The sequence below is a fragment of the Nitratireductor aestuarii genome, from assembly GCF_014641695.1.
Classification (GTDB): Bacteria; Pseudomonadota; Alphaproteobacteria; order Rhizobiales; family Rhizobiaceae; genus Chelativorans; species Chelativorans aestuarii.
In genome coordinates this window covers 1-18207 of record NZ_BMIF01000017.1, presented here as the reverse complement: position 1 = coordinate 18207, position 18207 = coordinate 1, and the positions used below count along the sequence as shown (strand labels likewise).

Annotated in this window: 15 protein-coding genes, 1 tRNA gene and 1 pseudogene; 5 read left to right on the top strand and 12 right to left on the bottom strand. The window is 59.0% G+C overall.

What is annotated here, in order from left to right:
- Position 1: 1 nt before the first annotated feature.
- The 8 genes from recO to rpoZ all read right to left on the bottom strand — a co-directional run bounded on the left by recO (position 2) and on the right by rpoZ (position 7294).
- On the bottom strand, positions 2–736 hold the full coding sequence (recO, locus tag IEX27_RS19085) for a DNA repair protein RecO (RefSeq protein ID WP_188722697.1): 735 nt from the start codon (positions 734–736) through the stop codon (positions 2–4).
- A 46-nt stretch (positions 737–782) separates the two neighbouring features.
- Positions 783–1715, bottom strand: a complete 933-nt coding sequence (gene era, locus IEX27_RS19080; RefSeq protein WP_188722696.1) for a GTPase Era — start codon at positions 1713–1715, stop codon at positions 783–785.
- Positions 1712–2416, bottom strand: coding sequence for a ribonuclease III (rnc, locus tag IEX27_RS19075; protein ID WP_188722695.1), 705 nt, complete (start codon positions 2414–2416; stop codon positions 1712–1714). The genes era and rnc overlap by 4 nt, the downstream gene beginning before the upstream one ends.
- Positions 2417–2432: 16 nt before the next feature.
- A complete protein-coding gene (gene lepB, locus IEX27_RS19070) occupies positions 2433–3182 on the bottom strand; it encodes a signal peptidase I (protein WP_188722753.1) in 750 nt (249 codons plus the stop codon).
- Positions 3183–3261: 79 nt separating this feature from the next.
- Positions 3262–3681, bottom strand: coding sequence for a holo-ACP synthase (acpS, locus tag IEX27_RS19065; RefSeq protein ID WP_188722694.1), 420 nt, complete (start codon positions 3679–3681; stop codon positions 3262–3264).
- Positions 3678–4274 (bottom strand): DUF2062 domain-containing protein, encoded by a 597-nt coding sequence (locus tag IEX27_RS19060; protein ID WP_188722693.1) that lies wholly within the window; start codon positions 4272–4274, stop codon positions 3678–3680. Before IEX27_RS19060 ends, acpS begins: the two co-directional genes overlap by 4 nt.
- 192 nt (positions 4275–4466) lie before the next feature.
- Positions 4467–6704: a RelA/SpoT family protein gene (locus IEX27_RS19055; RefSeq protein ID WP_188722692.1), complete on the bottom strand. Its 2238-nt coding sequence runs from the start codon at positions 6702–6704 to the stop codon at positions 4467–4469.
- 197 nt (positions 6705–6901) lie between these two features.
- Entirely contained in the window at positions 6902–7294 is a 393-nt protein-coding gene (gene rpoZ / locus IEX27_RS19050) for a DNA-directed RNA polymerase subunit omega (protein WP_188722691.1), read from the bottom strand.
- Positions 7295–7594: 300 nt separating this feature from the next.
- On the opposite strand from rpoZ, the gene IEX27_RS19045 reads away from it, so the two are divergent.
- Both IEX27_RS19045 and IEX27_RS19040 read left to right on the top strand, forming a co-directional pair.
- A complete protein-coding gene (locus IEX27_RS19045; protein WP_188722690.1) occupies positions 7595–8173 on the top strand; it encodes a LabA-like NYN domain-containing protein in 579 nt (192 codons plus the stop codon).
- Positions 8154–8825 carry a uracil-DNA glycosylase gene (locus IEX27_RS19040; RefSeq protein ID WP_244630457.1) on the top strand — a complete coding sequence of 224 codons (672 nt, stop codon included), beginning with the start codon at positions 8154–8156 and terminating at the stop codon, positions 8823–8825. Before IEX27_RS19045 ends, IEX27_RS19040 begins: the two co-directional genes overlap by 20 nt.
- Positions 8826–8888: 63 nt before the next feature.
- Here IEX27_RS19040 and smpB read toward each other — a convergent pair whose 3' ends face one another.
- Both smpB and dapA read right to left on the bottom strand, forming a co-directional pair.
- Positions 8889–9362 carry an SsrA-binding protein SmpB gene (gene smpB / locus IEX27_RS19035; protein ID WP_188722688.1) on the bottom strand — a complete coding sequence of 158 codons (474 nt, stop codon included), beginning with the start codon at positions 9360–9362 and terminating at the stop codon, positions 8889–8891.
- Positions 9363–9386: 24 nt separating this feature from the next.
- Entirely contained in the window at positions 9387–10268 is an 882-nt protein-coding gene (dapA, locus tag IEX27_RS19030) for a 4-hydroxy-tetrahydrodipicolinate synthase (protein WP_188722687.1), read from the bottom strand.
- Positions 10269–10527: 259 nt separating this feature from the next.
- Here dapA and IEX27_RS19025 point away from each other — a divergent pair, with 259 nt between their 5' ends.
- The gene (locus tag IEX27_RS19025; protein WP_188722752.1) at positions 10528–12561 is read left to right on the top strand and encodes a lytic transglycosylase domain-containing protein; all 2034 of its coding nucleotides are present in this window, start codon (positions 10528–10530) and stop codon (positions 12559–12561) included.
- A gap of 107 nt (positions 12562–12668) precedes the next feature.
- On the opposite strand, the gene IEX27_RS19020 is transcribed toward IEX27_RS19025, so the two are convergent.
- Positions 12669–13748, bottom strand: a complete 1080-nt coding sequence (locus tag IEX27_RS19020; protein WP_188722686.1) for a porin — start codon at positions 13746–13748, stop codon at positions 12669–12671.
- 527 nt (positions 13749–14275) lie between these two features.
- Between IEX27_RS19020 and IEX27_RS19015 the strand changes: the two genes are divergently transcribed.
- A tRNA-Ser gene (locus IEX27_RS19015) sits at positions 14276–14366 on the top strand.
- A gap of 109 nt (positions 14367–14475) precedes the next feature.
- Here the strand turns inward: IEX27_RS19015 and IEX27_RS19010 are convergent.
- Positions 14476–17988, bottom strand: coding sequence for a CLIPPER-2 domain-containing protein (locus IEX27_RS19010; protein ID WP_188722685.1), 3513 nt, complete (start codon positions 17986–17988; stop codon positions 14476–14478).
- Between the two features lie 149 nt (positions 17989–18137).
- On the opposite strand from IEX27_RS19010, the pseudogene IEX27_RS21710 reads away from it, so the two are divergent.
- Positions 18138–18207 (top strand): annotated as a pseudogene (locus IEX27_RS21710) (DUF6429 family protein); the annotation flags it as partial.

The following is an 18207-nucleotide window of genomic DNA, read 5'->3' as shown; positions in this document are numbered from 1 at the left end:
TTCAAGCGGCTTCGAGCTGCTTCAGCACCGCGGTGATGAAGCCGCCGCGGGCTTCCGGGACGCTGAGGCCGCGCGGTTCATAGACGTGGCGCGACAGAAAATGCCCTGTCAGCCCCAGCGCCTGCCGTACAGCCAGTGCGTCACAATCGGCTTGATCAGGTTCGGTGAGAACAACCGGCAGTGGCAGGAGCTTCTCCGCCCATGGGGCTCCGGCCTCACGCGTCACAGCCCGTCCCGTCTTGGGCGAAACATAGGCGAGGTTCGCCCTCGCGCCAGTCAGCGCACACTGCGCGAGATCGAGACCGAACCCCAGTTCCTCAAGCACAGCCAATTCGAAGCGCGCCAGCAGGATCCCGCAGAGCGTAGCATCGGCGAGATGTTCGGAGATGAAGCCCAGCGCCTTGAAGAGGCCCGGGTGCGGATCGCGCTCCGGCAATAGCCGCAGGTGGGCGGCGAGCGTCTGGATGCCGTAGATGGCAGTGGCAGAATCGAGGAGCCGGGCGGCGTTGAGCTGCAGCGGCTCAACCTGAAAAGTGCCTAGATGCTCATCAAGCCGCGCCCACCAGGTCAGCTCCAGCAGGTTACCCGCCTGAAGTGCCGGCTGCATGCGCTTTGAGCGCCCTCCCCGCACGAGCCCCATGTGGCGCCCGTGGGTTTCGGTCATAACTTCAAGCACGACACTCGTTTCGCCGTGCTTGCGCGTGCCCAGCACTATGCCCTGATCGCGCCATTCCATGGCTGGAACCTCTTTCGGCACTCCTCAAGGGTGATGGAGCAGAGCGTCAGCTCGAAAAGTCGAGCCCCATCTCGCGGTAGCGCTCCGGATCATCGCCCCAATTTTCGCGAACCTTCACGAACAGGAACAAGTGAGCCTTCTGCTCGAGGATATCCCCGATCTCCTTGCGTGCGGCCTGTCCGATCGAGCGGATCGTCGTTCCCTTGTGGCCGAGCACCAGCTTCTTCTGGCTCTCACGCTCCACGTAGATGACCTGCTCGATCCGCACCGAGCCGTCCTTCATCTCTTCCCACTTTTCAGTGGTGACATGGGCCGAATATGGAAGCTCCTGATGAAGGCGCAGGTAAAGCTTCTCGCGCGTGATTTCCGCCGCGAGCTGCCGCATCGGCAGATCGGAAATCTGGTCTTCCGGATAGTACCAGGGTCCTTCGGGAAGCGTGGACGCGAAATAGGCCAGCACGTCCTTGCATCCGGGGCCCTTGAGCGCGGAAATCATGAAGGTGCGCTCGAACTGAGCGCGCTCGTTGGCCTCGGCAGCCAATGCCAGAAGCTTCTCCGGCTCGACGCGGTCAATCTTGTTCAGGATCAGCACCTTCGGCTGCTTGACCTCGGACAGACTGTCGAGAATGGCTTCCGCGTCACCCTTGATGCCGCGTTCGGCATCGATGAGGAACGCAATGATATCAGCATCGCCCGCCCCGCCCCAGGCACTCTTGACCATGGCGCGGTCGAGACGGCGGCGCGGACGGAAGATGCCGGGCGTGTCGACAAACACGATCTGCGTCTGACCTTCGGTCGCGATGCCGCGGACGAGCGAACGCGTCGTCTGCACCTTGTGGGTGACGATCGAGACCTTGGCGCCCACCAGCTGGTTGAGAAGCGTCGACTTGCCCGCGTTCGGCGCGCCGATCAGCGCGACAAATCCTGACCGCGTTGCCGCTTCACTGTTCTCCGCTGGAGATTGAGGCTCGTTACTCATACGTCTGTTGCTTTCCATACGCCTTCGCGGGTTAGAACCTCGAGCGCAGCGTGCTGTTCCGCCTCGCGCTTCGACCGTCCCTGACCCCGCCCGTCGGCAATTCCCTTGATCTTAACAGAGATGGTGAAGACCGGCTCATGATCCGGTCCACTCCGCTCTTCTATCACATAGCGCGGCGTATCGCCCGCGACTTGATGCGCCCATTCCTGCAACGCCGTCTTGGCATCAGCGCGGGCCTGTCCAATGGACATCGCCCGTTCTTGCCAATGGGCAAGAATGAAGGACCGCGCACCTTCGATGCCATCTTGCAGATAGATCGCCGCGATCAGCGCTTCCATCACATCGGCGCGGATGTTGAGCTGCTTGCGCGCGGCAAGCGCCTTCACGTCGCTGCCGGTGCGGATCAGCTCGCCAAGGCGCAGCTCATCGGTCATTTCGGCCAGCACTTCGGCATTGACCAGCCCGTTCAGGCGGATGGACAGCTCGCCTTCCGTCGCCTTGGGGAACTTGCCGAACAGCATCTCTGCGATAACGAGGCCGAGCACCCGATCGCCCAGGAACTCGAGCCGCTGGTAGTCCGCATGGGCCCTCGCGCTAGAATGCGTGAAGGCCTCCTCCAGGAGGGGGATGTTGTTCAGTGTGATCCCGATGCGCTCTTCAACGGCCTTGACCACTTCCTTCCCGCTTGAAGGCTTGCTCATGATAGTACGGCCGTCATTACTTGACCCAGGTGAAGAGACGCGAGAACCGCACCTCGGCCGGCCATCTCCAAACTTCAAGCGCGCTTGCGCCGCCCGCGATAGAGAAGAAGATCATGTTAGCGCGACCGACCAGATTTTCCTTCGGAACGAATCCGACGGAGAAGCGGCTATCGGTGGAGTTGTCGCGGTTGTCGCCCATCATGAAGTAATGGCCGGCAGGAACGACAAACTCACGCGTGTTGTCGCCGATCGAGTTCGGCGCCAGATCCAGCGTCTCGTAGGAAACGCCGTTCGGCAGCGTCTCGCGGTAGACGTCCACCGGACGATTCATCTCGGTGATATCGATGTCATTGATCTGGTTGACCAGCTCGCGCGGCACCACCTGACCATTGATGTAGAGCTCACCATCACGCATCTGCACGCGGTCACCCGGCAGGCCGATCACGCGCTTAATGTAGTCGAGCGACGGCTGCGGCGGATATTTGAAGACCACCACGTCACCACGTTCCGGCTCCGAGCCGAAGATGCGACCGGAAAAGAGCGGCGGCGAGAACGGGAAGGAGTGGTGCGAATATCCGTAGGCCCACTTGGTGACGAACAGGTAGTCACCTTCGAGCAGCGTCGGCCGCATCGAACCCGACGGGATCGAAAATGGCTGGAACAGGAATGTGCGAATGACAAGCGCCAGCAACAGCGCCTGAATGATGACACTAACCGTTTCTCCGAGTCCGCCGGACTTTTTCCGTGTTTTGACAGCCACGCCTATCTCTTTCCTCAGCTCTATCGTTGCGGCCGCAACAATGCGCTTTCATATCGGCTAGAATCTATGCCCGCAATGCGGCAGGTCACACTTTGCGATCTTGATGCTGGTTCTGTATTGCTTCAATTACCACGAAGGCCTGAGCCAGTGGATAATCGTCCGTGATCGTTAGATGGACGACCGGCTGCATGCCTTCGGGCACCAGCGCCTGAAGGCGCTTGGCGGCACCGCCCGTGAGTTGCATGGTGGGCTTGCCCCCCGGCAGGTTCACGACACCCATGTCGCGCCAGAACACGCCCCGTGCGAGGCCGGTCCCAAGCGCTTTTGCGCAGGCTTCCTTGGCGGCGAAACGCTTAGCGTAGGATGCCGCCCGCTGTGCCCTCGCCTCAGACTTCCTTTGCTCGATCTCCGTGAAGATGCGGCTGATGAAGCGCTCGCCATGACGCTCTAGGGTCTTTTCGATCCGCCGGATATCGATGAGATCACTGCCAAGCCCGATTATCACGAGACCACCGTCGCGTTGATTTGCACCGATTGGTTCAATGCGCGTCGCTGAGCTCGTTCAGCAAGGCGCATGCGTCGTTTCTCACGGAATGTACGCGCAGCCATGAGCACGAGGAAATAAGCGATCACTGCCGCCGCCGCGCCAAGCAGCACGGAGCCGATCAGCATGGGCTTCAGGATCGGATCCCAGAGGCTGGCAAACTCAAGTTCGAGCAGATGGTGGCCGAGGTCATCCTTGGCGATATCGTCCAGAAGATCCTGGTTCAGGATGAGGTTGCCGAGCTGCAGCGTCGCGCCCCAGATGAAGGGGATGGTGATCGGATTGCCCAGCGCCGTTCCGGTGACAGCAGCCACGATATTGGCGCGGATCATCCAGGCGATCACGATGGCGAGCAGGAAGTGCAGTCCGACAAAAGGCGTAAACGTGCAGAACACGCCGACCGCCACACCCGCAGCAATCGCGTGGGGCGAAGCCTGGAGTCTCAATGCTCTCTTCGCAAAATACCGGGCCGAACGGCGAAACGAACGCCGCGGCCAGAGCATGAGCCTGACACACTCTCCGATGGTAACCTTCGCTCTGCGCCTAAACAGCATGTTATTAGACTATCATCCCTACTCTTGCTGCATGGCTCCTGGCGTCTAACAGCAGGTCAATTTTTTATTTACCGGCTGAGCCAGGCGAAGGAAAGCACAACTTGCGCCTGCCAATGCCTGGCACCGGCGCCGCTGCGGGAATCGCATACGCCTGGTGCGCGGCAGAATTGCGGCTCCGAACGGTTCCAAACCTCAGCCATGGACGCGCTTCACGTCGCTCACGCACCCAATGTCCTTGAGCTGGGAGATGAGCCGCGTCAGGTGCTTCAGGTCCCAGACTTCGAGCTCGAAATCCATCTCGGTGAAGTCCGGCGCAGTGCGGCTCATCGACAGCTGATGAATGTTGGCGTCATTCGCCGCGATGACCTGGGAGATCTCCGCCAGCGAACCGGGCTCGTTGATGGCTGAAACCGAGAGCCGGGCGGGGAACCGCTCCTTCATGTTCTCGTCGATGTCCCAGCGCACATCGACCCAGCGCTCCGGCTGATCGTCGAAAGCGGTGAGCGCCGGCGACTGGATCGGATAGATTGTAATGCCTTTGCCGGGCTGCAGGATACCGACGATGCGGTCGCCCGGTACGGCCCCTTCGGGAGCAAAACGAACCGGCAGATCGGAATTGATGCCGCGGATCGGCAGCGCATTCTCGCCGCCGCCCTGTCCATCCTTGCCCTTGCCCTTGCGGCTCCTCAGCCCTGGCACCTGGAACAGCATGCCGGCGGCATTGCGCAGGTTGAACCAACCCTCCTCGCGGGGTTGCTGATTCTGCGTTACGCGCTCATCCTTGTAGTCGGGATGAACCGCACGCAGCACGTCCTGTGAGGTGATCTCACCGCGTCCGACAGCCGCCAGCACATCCTCGATGTCCTTACGCGCCAGGCGATGGAGCACCGGCTTGATCGCTTCCTTGGTGAAGACCTTGCCGGCGCGTTCAAACGCACGTTCAAGGATGCGCACGCCGAGCCCTGAGTACTGCTTGCGGATCGCGTTGCGGGTTGCGCGGCGGATGGCCGAGCGGGCCTTGCCGGTAACGACGATGGATTCCCACGCCGTCGGCGGTACCTGCGCCTTCGAGCGGATGATCTCGACTTCGTCGCCGTTCTTGAGCTCGGTCATCAGCGGCATGATACGACCGTTGATCTTGGCGCCCACGCAGGTGTCGCCGACGTCGGTATGGACCGCATAGGCGAAGTCGATGGGCGTGGCTCCGCGCGGCAGCGCGATCAACCGGCCCTTTGGCGTGAAGCAGAAAACCTGGTCCTGGAACAGCTCAAGCTTGGTGTTCTCCAGAAAATCTTCCGGATTGTCGCCCTCAGCCAGAGCTTCGATCGTCCGCCGCAGCCATCCATAGGCGTTGGTGTCCTTGGAGATCTGGTGGCCTTCCACCTGTTTCTTCGAACCGAAATCCTTGTAGACGGTGTGGGCAGCCACACCGTATTCGGCGACGAAATCCATCTCCCTGGTGCGGATCTGCAGTTCAACGCGCTGGCGCGACGGGCCGACGATGGTCGTGTGGATCGAGCGGTAGTCGTTCTGCTTCGGCGTCGAGATATAGTCCTTGAAGCGTCCGGGAACCATCGACCACGTGCGGTGGATCACGCCCAGCGCGCGGTAGCAATCCTCCAGATCGTCGACGAGAACGCGGAAGCCGAAGATGTCTGACAGCTGCTCGAAGGACAGCGCCTTGGTCTCCATCTTGCGGAAGACCGACCACGGCTTCTTCTGCCGGCTCTTCACGCTTGCCTTGATATTGCTCTCTTCGAACTTCCTGGCGAGTGCCTGCTCGATCTCGCTGATGACGCCCTTGTTGCGCTCCATGAGCTCGGCCAGACGTTCGGTAACCGCCTGGAACGCTTCCGGATTGATGTAGCGGAAGGCGAGCTCTTCGAGCTCCTCGCGCATGTCCTGCATGCCCATGCGGCCGGCGAGCGGCGCATAGATATCCATCGTCTCTTCGGCGATGCGCAGGCGCTTTTCCTCGCGCATGACTTCGAGGGTGCGCATGTTGTGAAGGCGGTCAGCGAGCTTGACCAGGAGCACGCGGACGTCGTCGGCGATCGCCAGCAGCAGCTTGCGCAGGTTTTCCGCCTGGGCCGCCTTGGTGGAAACGAGGTCGAGCTTCTTGAGCTTGGTCAGGCCTTCGACCAGTGCGCCGATGTCCGCGCCGAAGAGCTCATCGATCTCTTGGCGGGTGGCCGTCGTATCTTCGATGGTGTCGTGCAGAAGCGCAACGGCGATGGTCGATTCGTCCAGATGCATATCTGTGAGAATCGCCGCGACTTCGAGGGGATGGGAGAAATACGGGTCGCCTGAAGCTCGCTTCTGATGGCCATGCTTCTGCATGGCATAGACATAGGCTTTGTTCAGCAGGGCTTCGTTGACGTCAGGCTTGTATCGCTGCACGCGCTCAACAAGCTCATACTGACGCATCATGCGCGTTCTCTCCCCAAGCGTAAGACATGCCCGCAAAGCGATTGGAACTGGCGAGACGAGCCAGCAGTTGCTTTGACGGCCTGCATCTACATGGTGTGTCCGGGAGCCATTCGCCAGACAGACAGAAAGATGCAGCGCGTAAAAACTAGCCCCGCCCTGCGGGGCTAGCATAGTTCGGGGAAGCGTAGATCTACGAATTAGTAGTCTTCGTTCTTCTCAGGTGCGACCAGACCTTCGATACCTGCGAGGAGCTCGTCTTCGCTCATGCGGTCGAAGGAGATCGTCTCCTCAGCGATCAGTTCGCCGGTCTCGCTCTCGGTCTCATCGGCAATCGCCGGCAGATCCGGTTCGGGCTCATCGACCTCCACATGCTTCTGCAGCGAGTGGATGAGGTCTTCCTTGAGGTCGCCGGGCGAAAGCGTTTCGTCAGCGATTTCGCGCAGGGCTACGACCGGATTCTTGTCATTGTCGCGATCGACGGTGATTGCCTCACCCTGAGAAATCAGGCGAGCGCGATGAGCAGCCAGCAGAACCAGCTCAAAGCGGTTGTCCACCTTGTCAATGCAATCTTCTACGGTGACGCGGGCCATCCCTTGCCCCTTTCATTCGTATGTTCCGGAAAAACTTGGTCGTCCCATAGCTTTTCCTCACGGAAAACACAAGGGTTCCGACCTAGGAGCATCCTCCTAACGGTGAATGATTTGGCTCATCAGCCTCAGTCAGTTCGCGCTAACACATAATATTTTTGATGGCAAATTGTAACCCATTGGCATGGTTTCAATAGAGCACTATGTATGCAAATATCAACGTTTGCTTGGGACCGTGCAAGACCGCCGCAGCCCACGTCATTGAGAAATAGCTGATTGCCGTTATGAAGGGATTGTCGTCACATGTTTGACTCTCGGGAAAAGATCGCAATGTTCATCGACGGTGCGAATCTTTACGCGACTTCCCGTGCGCTGGGCTTCGACATCGACTACCGCAAGCTGCTCGCGGCCTTCCAGAAGCGGGCGTACCTCCTGCGCGCTTACTATTACACAGCGCTCGTGGAGGATCAGGAGTACTCATCAATCCGCCCGCTGATCGACTGGCTCGATTACAACGGCTACAAGGTCGTCACGAAGCCGGCGAAGGAATTCACGGATTCTGCCGGTCGCCGCAAGATCAAGGGCAACATGGATATCGAGCTCACCATCGACGCGCTGGAGCTCGTCGACGTGGTCGATCACTATGTCCTGTTCTCTGGCGATGGCGACTTCCGCACCCTGGTTGAGGCGCTTCAGCGCAGGGGCCGCAAGGTCAGCATCGTCTCCACGATCCAGTCGCAGCCGCCGATGATCTCCGATGAGTTGCGCCGCCAGGCGGACAGCTTTATAGACCTTGCTTCGCTCCAGAATGAAGTTGGCCGGGAGCAGTCCGAGCGCCCGGTTCGCAAGGTTGACCCAGAGTTTGACAACTCACACGACTGATCATCCCGCGGAACCACCGCACACCTGTCTACTCTGCCCCCGTCTCGCGAGCTTCATCGCGGGATGGCGAGCGCGGGAGCCGGAATGGTTCAATGGTCCGGTGCCAAGCTTCCTGCCGCGTAGCGGCGAGGAAGACGTTCGCGTTCTGATCATCGGCCTTGCGCCGGGTTTGCGCGGAGCAAACCGCACGGGCCGGCCATTTACCGGCGACTATGCCGGCGACCTTCTCTACTCGACGCTGGTGAAGTTTGGCTTTGCCAAGGGGATCTTCGAGGCGCGTCCTGACGACAGCCTCGAACTGCTCGACGCTGCGATCACCAACGCCGTCCGCTGTGTTCCGCCGGAGAACAAGCCCGAAGGTGCGGAGGTCAACACCTGCCGCCAGTACTACCTTACGCCCACCATCGCCCGCTTCCCCAATCTCCAGGCGATCGTGACGCTGGGCACGATCTCGCACCAGACGACGGTGCGCGCGCTTGGCCATCCGGTGAGACTGTTTCCATTCTCCCATGGAGGAGAACACGACGCGGGTGGCCTGCGGATTTTTTCCAGCTACCACTGCTCGCGCTACAACACGAACACCGGCAAGCTGACGACGGAAATGTTCGAGAGCGTCTTCAGCCGCGTGCGCGGCTATCTGAACGATTGTTAGTAGTCATAAGGGATTGATCCCCTTTCATGGTGAGCTTGTCGAACCACGAAAGGGGGATAGACGCTACGCCCTCTCCTTCAGGAGGCGGGCTTTTTCTCTCTGCCAGTCGCGCTGTTTTGAGGTCTCACGCTTGTCGTGAAGCTTCTTGCCGCGCGCAACCGCCAGCTCGAGCTTTGCCATTCCCCGCTCGTTGAAATAGAGCTTGAGCGGAACCATTGTCATGCCTTCGCGCTCGATGGCCTGGGCAAGCTTGCTCAACTGCTTCTTCGAGACAAGAAGTTTTCGTCTCCGCCTTGGCTCGTGGTTGAACCGGTTTCCGGCGAAATATTCCGGCACATAGGAGTTGATGAGCCAGAGCTCACCACCCTCCACCGAGGCGTATGATTCCTGGATGTTGGAGCGCCCCTCGCGGAGCGCCTTCACCTCAGTACCGGTCAGCACCAGGCCAGTCTCGAGCGTATCCATAATCTCATAGGCAAAACGCGCCTTGCGATTATCGGCAACGATCTTGATGTTCGGGTTCTTCTGCTTGGACATACTGCCTACATAAGGGCTTACGCCCTAATTCAAAAGTCCTGCGTGCATCAGCGCAGTATCGATACGGTCCGCCGTCTCACGCTCTACCGTAACGAGCGGATTGCGCAGCACGTTCTGGATCTTGCCGAGACGCGACAGAGCGTACTTCACGCCAGCCGGATTGGGCTCGAGGAAAAGCGCCTTGTGCAGCGGCATCAGACGGTCCTGAAGCTGCAGGGCCGTCTCACGATCGCTGGCAAGGGTAGCAGCCTGGAACTCCGAGCAGAGACGCGGCGCAACGTTGGCCGTGACCGAGATGCAGCCGACGCCGCCATGGGCATTGAAGCCGAGCGCAGTCGCGTCTTCGCCAGAAAGCTGGATGAAGTCGGCACCGCAGGCAAGGCGCTGTTCGGTCACACGATCGAGCTTTGCGGTCGCATCCTTGACGCCGACGATGTTCTTGAAGTCGGCAGCAAGGCGACCCATCGTCTCCGGCGTCATGTCGATGACCGAGCGTGGCGGGATGTTGTAGATGATGATCGGCAGCGACACTGAACGGGCGATCGCGGCAAAATGCTCGTAGAGCCCGCGCTGGTTCGGCTTGTTGTAATAAGGTGTCACGATAAGCAGGCCGTCTGCTCCGACTTCCTCGGCATGCTGGGCGAGATAGATCGCCTCGCGCGTGGAGTTGGAGCCGGCGCCGGCGATGACCGGAACGCGGCCGGCAGCGATCTCGACGCACATCTTCACGACGTCGCCATGTTCCTCATGGCTGAGCGTCGGCGACTCACCGGTGGTGCCGACCGGAACAAGACCGTTCGTGCCCTCCTGGATCTGCCAGTCCACCAGTTCGCGAAAGGCTTTTTCGTCCAGGCTCCCATCCTCACGGAATGGCGTCACGAGCGCTGTGATGGAACCCCTGAACATGCGAATGTATCTCCTTAAAGATCGTTGACGGTGCCCTTTCGCGAGGACACCTCGGCGCGCGGCCGACGAGTGACGCGCACCATAGTATTGCCATGCTGACGCTGCAAGAACTCTACGTTAAAGACACAAAACCGTTACGTGCGACAAACGCGACAGTTGTTCTTCAGACCTTAAGCCTGCTTCGAAGGGAGTTGATATCTTTTTTTTGTCGAACGAAAAAGGTGTTTCTCGTTCTGTATCGGCGAGTGCGATTGCCCTGGTGCTCGCCCTTTCGCCTGCGTCTGTATGGGCACAGGGAGTAAAGCTCCCTTCCGAGGCCCCCGTCCCTGAACTGCGCCCGTATTTTCCAACAAGTTCCGTCGCAGCGTCAGCCTCCTCCATATTGGGAAGCCTCCTGAAAACGGCACCGGAACACCAGCGCCTGAGAGAGGGGCTGGAGGCAATCGCTGCCGGAAATGTTGCGACAGCGAAGGAAGCGCGTGACGCATTGGCTTCAGGCTCGCGCGACCGCAAGATTCTCACCTGGGCGCTAGCGCTATCGAACCACAGTGAGGTTTCAGGTCTAGACATTGCCAAGGCCAAGGCGGAGCTGAAGGATTGGCCCGGCCTCAACCGGCTCGAGGCCGCGCAGGAACGGGCGCTCTATCGCGAAGAGCCGCCGCTTCAGTCGGTGCTCGCCTCCCTCGGCCAAACGAAGCCCCAGACTGTCGAAGGAACGATCCTGCTCGCGCGCGCCTATCTTGCAGCCGACAACCCTGCGGCCGCCCATGCGCTGCTATCGCCCTTCTGGCGCACCGGAGAACTGACAGACTATCAGGAAGATCGCATCATCAGCGAGTTCGGTGCCCTGCTCACGGAAGAAGACCATCGATTCCGCACTGAGCGGATGCTCTATGCCGGCCGCATCGCTTCGGCGGACCGGGTCGCGCATCTTGCGAAGATGAAAGAGCTGGTTGCAGCCTGGCGTGCGGTTGAGCGAAACGCTTCGAAGGCTTCCGAGCAGATCGAGGCTGTCGCGAAGGCGCAGCGCACCGCAGCCTGGCATTTCCTGAAGGCACGGCAGCTGCGACGGTCTCAAAAATTCGAGGAAGCAGCCAGGATACTGCAGGCAGTTGACCCGTCCGATGCGGAGAAGGTCGATCCGGATGCCTGGTGGGTGGAGCGGCGCGCTCTGAGCCGAGAGCTGCTCGACATCAAGCAGGAGGAGCTTGCGCATAAGGTAGCCGCAGCCTACACGGGCGGCACGCCGGTGGCGATCACGGATGCCGAGTTCCACGCGGGCTGGTACGCGCTTCGCTTCATGGATGATCCGATAACGGCAGTCGCGCATTTCCAGCGGATGAACGAGGTTGCAAACGGCCCTATCTCCCTGGCGCGTGCTCACTACTGGATCGGACGAGCAGCCGAGGCAGGTGCGCCAGATATCGACGCGCAAAAACACTACGCCGAGGCTGCGCGATACAGCACTGCCTTCTACGGCCAACTGGCCGCTGCGAAGATTGGCCAGACCAAACTCGCCAGCTCCCTGCCCTCGATCTCACCGGAGCAGAGACTCGCCTTTGCGGCCCGCGAGCCGGTCAAGGCCATACTGCGCCTGCAGGAGATCGGCTTTGATGAACGCGCCGGGGTGCTCTACCGCGACCTTGGCGAGGAGCTTGCATCGGCGGAAGACCTCGCGCTGCTGATCGAGATGGCCGAAAAGGCGGGAAAACATTATCTCGCGCTGCGCATCGCCAAGGCGGGTTCTTCACGCGGTCTGGAGATCGGCAGCCTCACCCATCCCGTTGGCGTCATTCCGAAGGGCACAACGCTTTCGGGTGCCGGAGAAGCGCTCGCCTATGCGATCGCCCGTCAGGAAAGCGAGTTCAACGTGGGCGCCGTCTCGCAGGTTGGCGCGCGGGGATTGCTGCAGCTGATGCCCGCCACGGCGCGGGAAGTTGCGCGAAAGAATGGCCTGCCCTTCTCTGCCCTGAAGCTCACGTCGGATGCCGGATATAATGCCACCTTGGGTGCGGCCTATCTTGACGAGCAGCTTGCCCGCTTCGGCGGATCCTACATTCTGACGTTCATCGGCTACAATGCCGGGCCGCGACGCGCCAACGAATGGATCGAGCGCTATGGCGATCCGCGCGGAAAGCCATTGGAACAAGTCATCGACTGGGTTGAACGGATACCGTTCACGGAGACGCGCGGCTACGTCCAGCGCGTGCTGGAAAACTACCAGATCTATAAAGCGCAGCTGACGGGTCAATTCGAGATCGAACGCGATCTCGTGCATGGTCGCTCACAGTAAGCGAACGCGCCCCGCGCCGATCGGTGTCAGCACATATATATAATGAGTCACTAAAAAGTGGCCTGTGGAGATCCACAGGCCACCAATTGGCTAACTTCTAACCTAGATTAGAAGCTGCGCTGCAGGCGCAGGAAACCATTCCAGTTGTTGTCGTCACCGAAGCTGTCGCCGTCGAAGTAGTTGACTGCGAGCTTGGCGTCGAAGCCCTTGACGATCTGGTAGTCGACAACTGCGCCGAGAGCCCAGTCGTTGTTGCCACCGAGAACGGCGTAATCAGTGGTGCCAACCGTTACGACGCGGTCGTACGCATCGCCGTAGTACTCACCACCGAAGCCGAGGCTCAGCTTGTTGCTGACGGCGTACTTCAGGTGCGCACCGGCAGCCCAGGTGTAGTTACGCGCAAAGGACGTAGCCGTGGTGCCCGTGAAGATGTCGGAGAAGCCGAGGCTCGGAGCGTAGACGTTGTTGCCCGAAGCGTATGCAGCAGCAACCTGCAGGGACAGCGGGTCAGACAGCTTTACAGTCGCACGAGCCTTTGCAGCCCACTCTTCAGCGGTCGCATCGTAAGCAGCCCAAGCGTCGAACGAGCCCCAGCCCTGCTTGACGCCAACCTTACCAACAACGTTCGGCGTGTAGTCGTAGTTGTTGTCGTACTCTTCAAGAGCGAGACCAACGTTTACGCCGTTAGCAGCTGCGAAGTTGTAACCAACGGTGTGGACTTCAGCGTCATAACCGAAGTTGTCGTACTCGCCGTCCAGACCACCGTCCCACAGGGTAACCTTGGTACCGAGGTAGAGGCCACCGAGCTCAATGAAGGCCTGACGAACGCGAGCCGTGTCGCTGGCGCCACCGTTGTTCGGGGTGTTGTTCTGGAACCAGAGTTCCGTGAAGGCGCGCAGGGTGCCAAGCTCGGTCTCGGAGCGAGCGTCGAGCTGTACGTTAGCGCGGCTTGCCTTGCGCCAGCCATCGTCACCTTCGGCCCAGTCGATCTGGTAACGAACGTAGCCGCCGATCTTGAGGCAGGTCTCGGTGCCAGGAATGTAGAAGAAGCCTGCGCCGTAGACGTCGCAAACGCGAACGTATTCCATCGGTTCCGGCTCTGGAACGAAGATTGCGTCAGCAGCCTGAGCGCCGGTGAAAGCCACCGAGGCGACCGCGGAGCCGAGAAGAAGGCTCTTAATGTTCATTTTCTGACCTCCAGTCAAAAGTTCTAATAACGGGTCTGGGTTTTTGCTGAAGGACAGCGTTCCCTGCCCCATCCCCAACATGTGAAAAGTTGCTTACGCCCCTTCTCCGAAGTCGACATTACCGATCACGCGATCCGGTTCAACTGTCTTGGTCACTTTGATGCCACGTTCTGGTCGGGATGGGAAAGGGCTGTTGCAGAAAAGCCACGATTGGAGCACCCCAATTAACACTTTGTTAGGGAAAGACGGCCGGACTTACCGCAATGTGCGGGTAAAAGTGCCCTGTTGTTAGTGGCTTATGATTCGAAGGTGATGAGAATCAGGGGCGAGGGCGTGGCAGGACCGTGGGGGCTGAGTTTCGGCTGTTCCGGGTGCTGTGGAGCCACGTGGCTCCAGGCTGCGGGCGTCCCTCTGGCTGGTCGCGGATGATTTTCCCCACAGGCGGGCTCATTCCACACAATAAAGCGCAAGAAAGCGCAGATCGGCTGTTGATTGTGCCGGCGGATTTCTTTAATCGAACTCTCACCGGAGAGGTGGCCGAGTGGTCGAAGGCGCTCCCCTGCTAAGGGAGTAGACCTCAAAAGGGTCTCGTGGGTTCGAATCCCATCCTCTCCGCCACCTTCAGCAAGAATCAATCGCAATCGGATCTGGCGCAATCGCATACTGGCGTCTTTACAGCGCTGCGCTCAGCAGAGCCCTCGCATGAAACAGCGTTTCGGAATGCCTCCTACTGCGCGGCGATGATCGCGGTTTCGACGTCTAGCCGGTAGCGGTTTCGCTTCGTCCGCCAAAGCTTTTCTATGGCTCTTCGAACCTCCCATATACGGGATCTGGCGGAACCGTCATTTCCTGTTTTGCTGCGGTAGACAATGCGCAGCACTGACGGCTGCACTTGCAGCAGGTTCACAATTGTCTCCACCTGACGCGCCCATTCGGGCCGCAGCTGCATGCCGTCTGATGTGAATGCGTCGTCCGTTATGTCGATCCGAAGCACGCGGGCTTGGGTGACGCCGAATTCCACCGTGCTTACGCTGCCGGCCGTAAGGCGCACGTGCCGGGGATTTTCTGTGACAATCCTGTATCCCGTTGGCAGAGAACGCGGATCCAGCTTGAGCAGGTGGCTTGAGCCTATGCGCGAAACCGTGCGCGAAACGCAGGGGATGGAGAAGCGTCCATGGGCGTCAGTTGTGACTCTCGCGCCGCTGACATCACTGATGGAACTGCCAGGGACACCCGGCTCGCCTTTGTCACGGTAGCCATTGTGGTTCTTGTCCACAAACACCTGTCCCAAGATCGTGGCGCAATCGAAAATAGCTTCGGAGGCAACGTTCACTATGGCTGTGGCTTCATTGGAAACTCTCTGCCCGGTCTTGGGATCCACAGCAAACGCACGGTTCCTGTGCTCGCCTGATTTGACGGAAGCCCCCACGCGCGCACCATAGACGATCATGGTGGGGGTTCCAGGCTGCACGGTAATATCCTGGAACAGAATCGTTCCACCGTCCACCGTCGAAGAAACGGCCGCGCCGTTGGCGGTTGCGCTGTCCGGTAGATGAAGAAATCCAGGTGGCAGCACATCTTTAACCGCGATACCGACGGCTCCAAAGCCCTCTGGCGTGGTCAATTCAAGGCTGTAGCTGACGATCTCGCCAACGCGGACCGTGTCAATGAGAGCCTTCTTCACGATGGTGATCCAGGGAGTTTCAAGAGTGACCTCCCCCGGTATGGCTTCCGGCTCCAGGCCGTTCCTCGTTATACCCGTTGCGGACGCCATGTTCATGACACCAATTGACGGGTCTCTGGTGGCATTCACCACGTCCGTTTCGGTGACCGTATAGACCGCTTGAAAAGGTGGTGATTTTTCACCTGCGCCGAGTGTTACCGGATCGGGGGTGAACGTTCCGAGCACTCCAGATGCCGGTTTGGAGCCGAATGTAATCCCCTGATCAAGAGGGTAGACGTTGTTGAGCGTGACATTGCCGACATTGGTAATCACGATCTCATAGAGAATTTCGGAGCCGGCTTGGATTGGGCCGGTCTGCAGGAATTTGCCCGTCTTTTCCACCTGCACTTTCGCCAGTTGCGGCAGTTTCACCACGGTTGGATAATCCGGCTTTCCGTCTCCATCCGTATCGAGGGTGCTCTCCACAGTCGGATCGTAAGAACGGGACCTGACAACCCGCTTGTCATCCGGCATGGAAGCCGGCCCGGTGCCCGTGACCTCAATCTGGGTGTATATAGCCCCCAAGTCCAGATCATCTTGCGTCAGTGCGTAATTGAAGTGAATGACCGTGGACTGCCCCGCAGCCAAGGCAGAAATCTGCTGCTCGATCGCCAATTTGAGGCCAGGCATGCCAGCAGGTAAGCCGTCCGTCGGGATCATCCCGACGATATCGGCCGCGCTTAACGCGACATTGCCCGTGTTGGTGATTGTGACAGCATACTCGACGATCTCACCGAGGTCGGCGATCGTATTGGTGTTGACGTCCTTCCACGTGCCCTGGAGTGCCGCAGTGACACCCACGCTTTGCTCCAGCAACAGCTTGGTAGGCTGGCCGTCCGGGCCGTGCGAGACCGCGAGAACCGGGATGCCGTTGGCAGCCGTGCCCTCCAGATAGGCAATATTCTCGAGGTATCCCGCGTCGACATCTGCCGCCGTGATGGTTCGCGAGCCAACATAGGTAGTCGAATCGACCGTTCCCGCAGCCAGAGGAGGAGGCGTTCTGGTCATCGTCAGAACTGCTTTGTCGTCCCTGATTTCATAGCTGTTGATGGTGACATTGCCGGTGTTGGTAACGGTGAATTTGAAATCAATGCGATCACCCACTTCGGGTAGGGGCGAGCCAACTACGTTCACGAAGGTCGCTTCTTTCAGAAGGTCAACTTCAGGATCTCCCGCCAGATATTCTATGTGGCGTGCGGTCGTACTCACATTCTGAGAATCTCGGACAATGCCGCCCACAGATGCGACATTGTCGATGAAGCCCCGATCGATGTCCTCTGACGTTATGGTGTAAGCGAACGGCCCAAAGGTGGCGACGTTCTGGCCAGTTACGACCGGTGGGAGATCACTGCCTGTCTGATTAACGCCAATCAGAGGATCCACGACTGTGAGGCTTTTCACCGTGACGTTGCTAACGTTTGTGACCGTCACAACGTAGTTCAATGTGTCACCAGGTTTAGGCTTATTATCTACGATGGTACTGGAGGCGACGGTCTTCTCCGCGATCAAAATAGCGCCCGGAGCAGGCACAGGAATGGATATCGTTGTTCCACCTGCCGCAGTTGGGCTTCGAGAGCGGACTGAAAGATTCTCACCCGCTGCGGTATAGTTTGCGGTTGCCTGGTTGACGATTTCACCTGCATCAATATCGGCTTGAGTGGCGACGTAATAGCCTGAAAATGAAGCACTTTGGCCCGGGTTCAGTGAATACGTCGGAGCCGCCGGCTGGAATGTGAAACCCGGTAGATCGTCCGTGATCTGGGTGACATTCGCCACCACGGTGCCAGTGTTGGTGATCGCGAAGTCAAAATAGACGCGTTCGCCCGCATCCAGATATCCGTTGGCGGGAGCAGTGTCGTCGAAAAATGGAGTTGGCCTGACAGACTTTACGAAATCGAGGGTCCTGACCACGTCCAATGGTTGCGTGTGTGTGTCTGTAACTGTTGGAACGGCAACTGAACCCGTTGGATTCTCTGTGATCGCATTTGCTTTGGCGGTAACTGTGTTCACAATTTCACCGTTCTGCATATGCGACGCGGTTACGGGGTAGCTAGCGGTGAATTTCTTGGACGCGCCCACAGCAAGATTAGCGACAGTGCCACCGTCGCTTAGTGTTACCAAGCTGTCCGTGACGACAATATTCGTGAGCGGAAACGTGCCAGAATTAGTGACGGTCACTTCATAGCTGATCGTATCTCCAATGAATGTCCTGGGATCAGAATTGCCATCGACAACCGTTCCGGTCTTTTCAACAGTGAGGCTCACATCGTGGATCGTATAAGTTGCATGCGCGTTTCCGTCGCCGCCGCATATGATGGTGCTCTGGATCAGAAAACTGTCATCTTCCACAATCTCGAGCTCAAAGGTTTCAGCACTCTCGAGCAGTCCATCGGCTTGAATGGAGATCTGGTTGTGGAAAGCGAAGGAAGTGCTGTCGTAACCACCGCTGTCATTGGCCGGGATGGTAACGTTGATGATGGCGCTACTGGTATAATCGGCGCCGTTAGCTGCTGTCACAGGTGTTACCCTGACCTGAACGGTCTTGTTGATTGCATTTCCGTTAGTATCGGTGAATATTCCGCTTACCCGCAACGCTACACGGTTGTCCGGTATCCATCCGAGGTGGGCCGCGGGACTTGGGATCTCGCGCGTGGTAGCATAGCAGAATGGAGATCGACGAGGACAAAATCGATGACGCGGTCCTGGCACTGTTATGGCTGACGCTCCACGATGAGC

Bases quoted from the DNA above. Each gene is read 5' to 3' on its own strand.
- rnc (WP_188722695.1), bottom strand. From the start codon at position 2,416: ATGAGCAAGCCTTCAAGCGGGAAGGAAGTGGTCAAGGCCGTTGAAGAG.
- IEX27_RS19020 (WP_188722686.1), bottom strand. From the start codon at position 13,748: ATGAACATTAAGAGCCTTCTTCTCGGCTCCGCGGTCGCCTCGGTGGCT.
- IEX27_RS19060 (WP_188722693.1), bottom strand. From the start codon at position 4,274: ATGCTGTTTAGGCGCAGAGCGAAGGTTACCATCGGAGAGTGTGTCAGG.
- IEX27_RS19045 (WP_188722690.1), top strand. From the start codon at position 7,595: ATGTTTGACTCTCGGGAAAAGATCGCAATGTTCATCGACGGTGCGAAT.
- era (WP_188722696.1), bottom strand. From the start codon at position 1,715: ATGAGTAACGAGCCTCAATCTCCAGCGGAGAACAGTGAAGCGGCAACG.
- dapA (WP_188722687.1), bottom strand. From the start codon at position 10,268: ATGTTCAGGGGTTCCATCACAGCGCTCGTGACGCCATTCCGTGAGGAT.
- smpB (WP_188722688.1), bottom strand. From the start codon at position 9,362: ATGTCCAAGCAGAAGAACCCGAACATCAAGATCGTTGCCGATAATCGC.
- recO (WP_188722697.1), bottom strand. From the start codon at position 736: ATGGAATGGCGCGATCAGGGCATAGTGCTGGGCACGCGCAAGCACGGC.
- IEX27_RS19055 (WP_188722692.1), bottom strand. From the start codon at position 6,704: ATGATGCGTCAGTATGAGCTTGTTGAGCGCGTGCAGCGATACAAGCCT.
- rpoZ (WP_188722691.1), bottom strand. From the start codon at position 7,294: ATGGCCCGCGTCACCGTAGAAGATTGCATTGACAAGGTGGACAACCGC.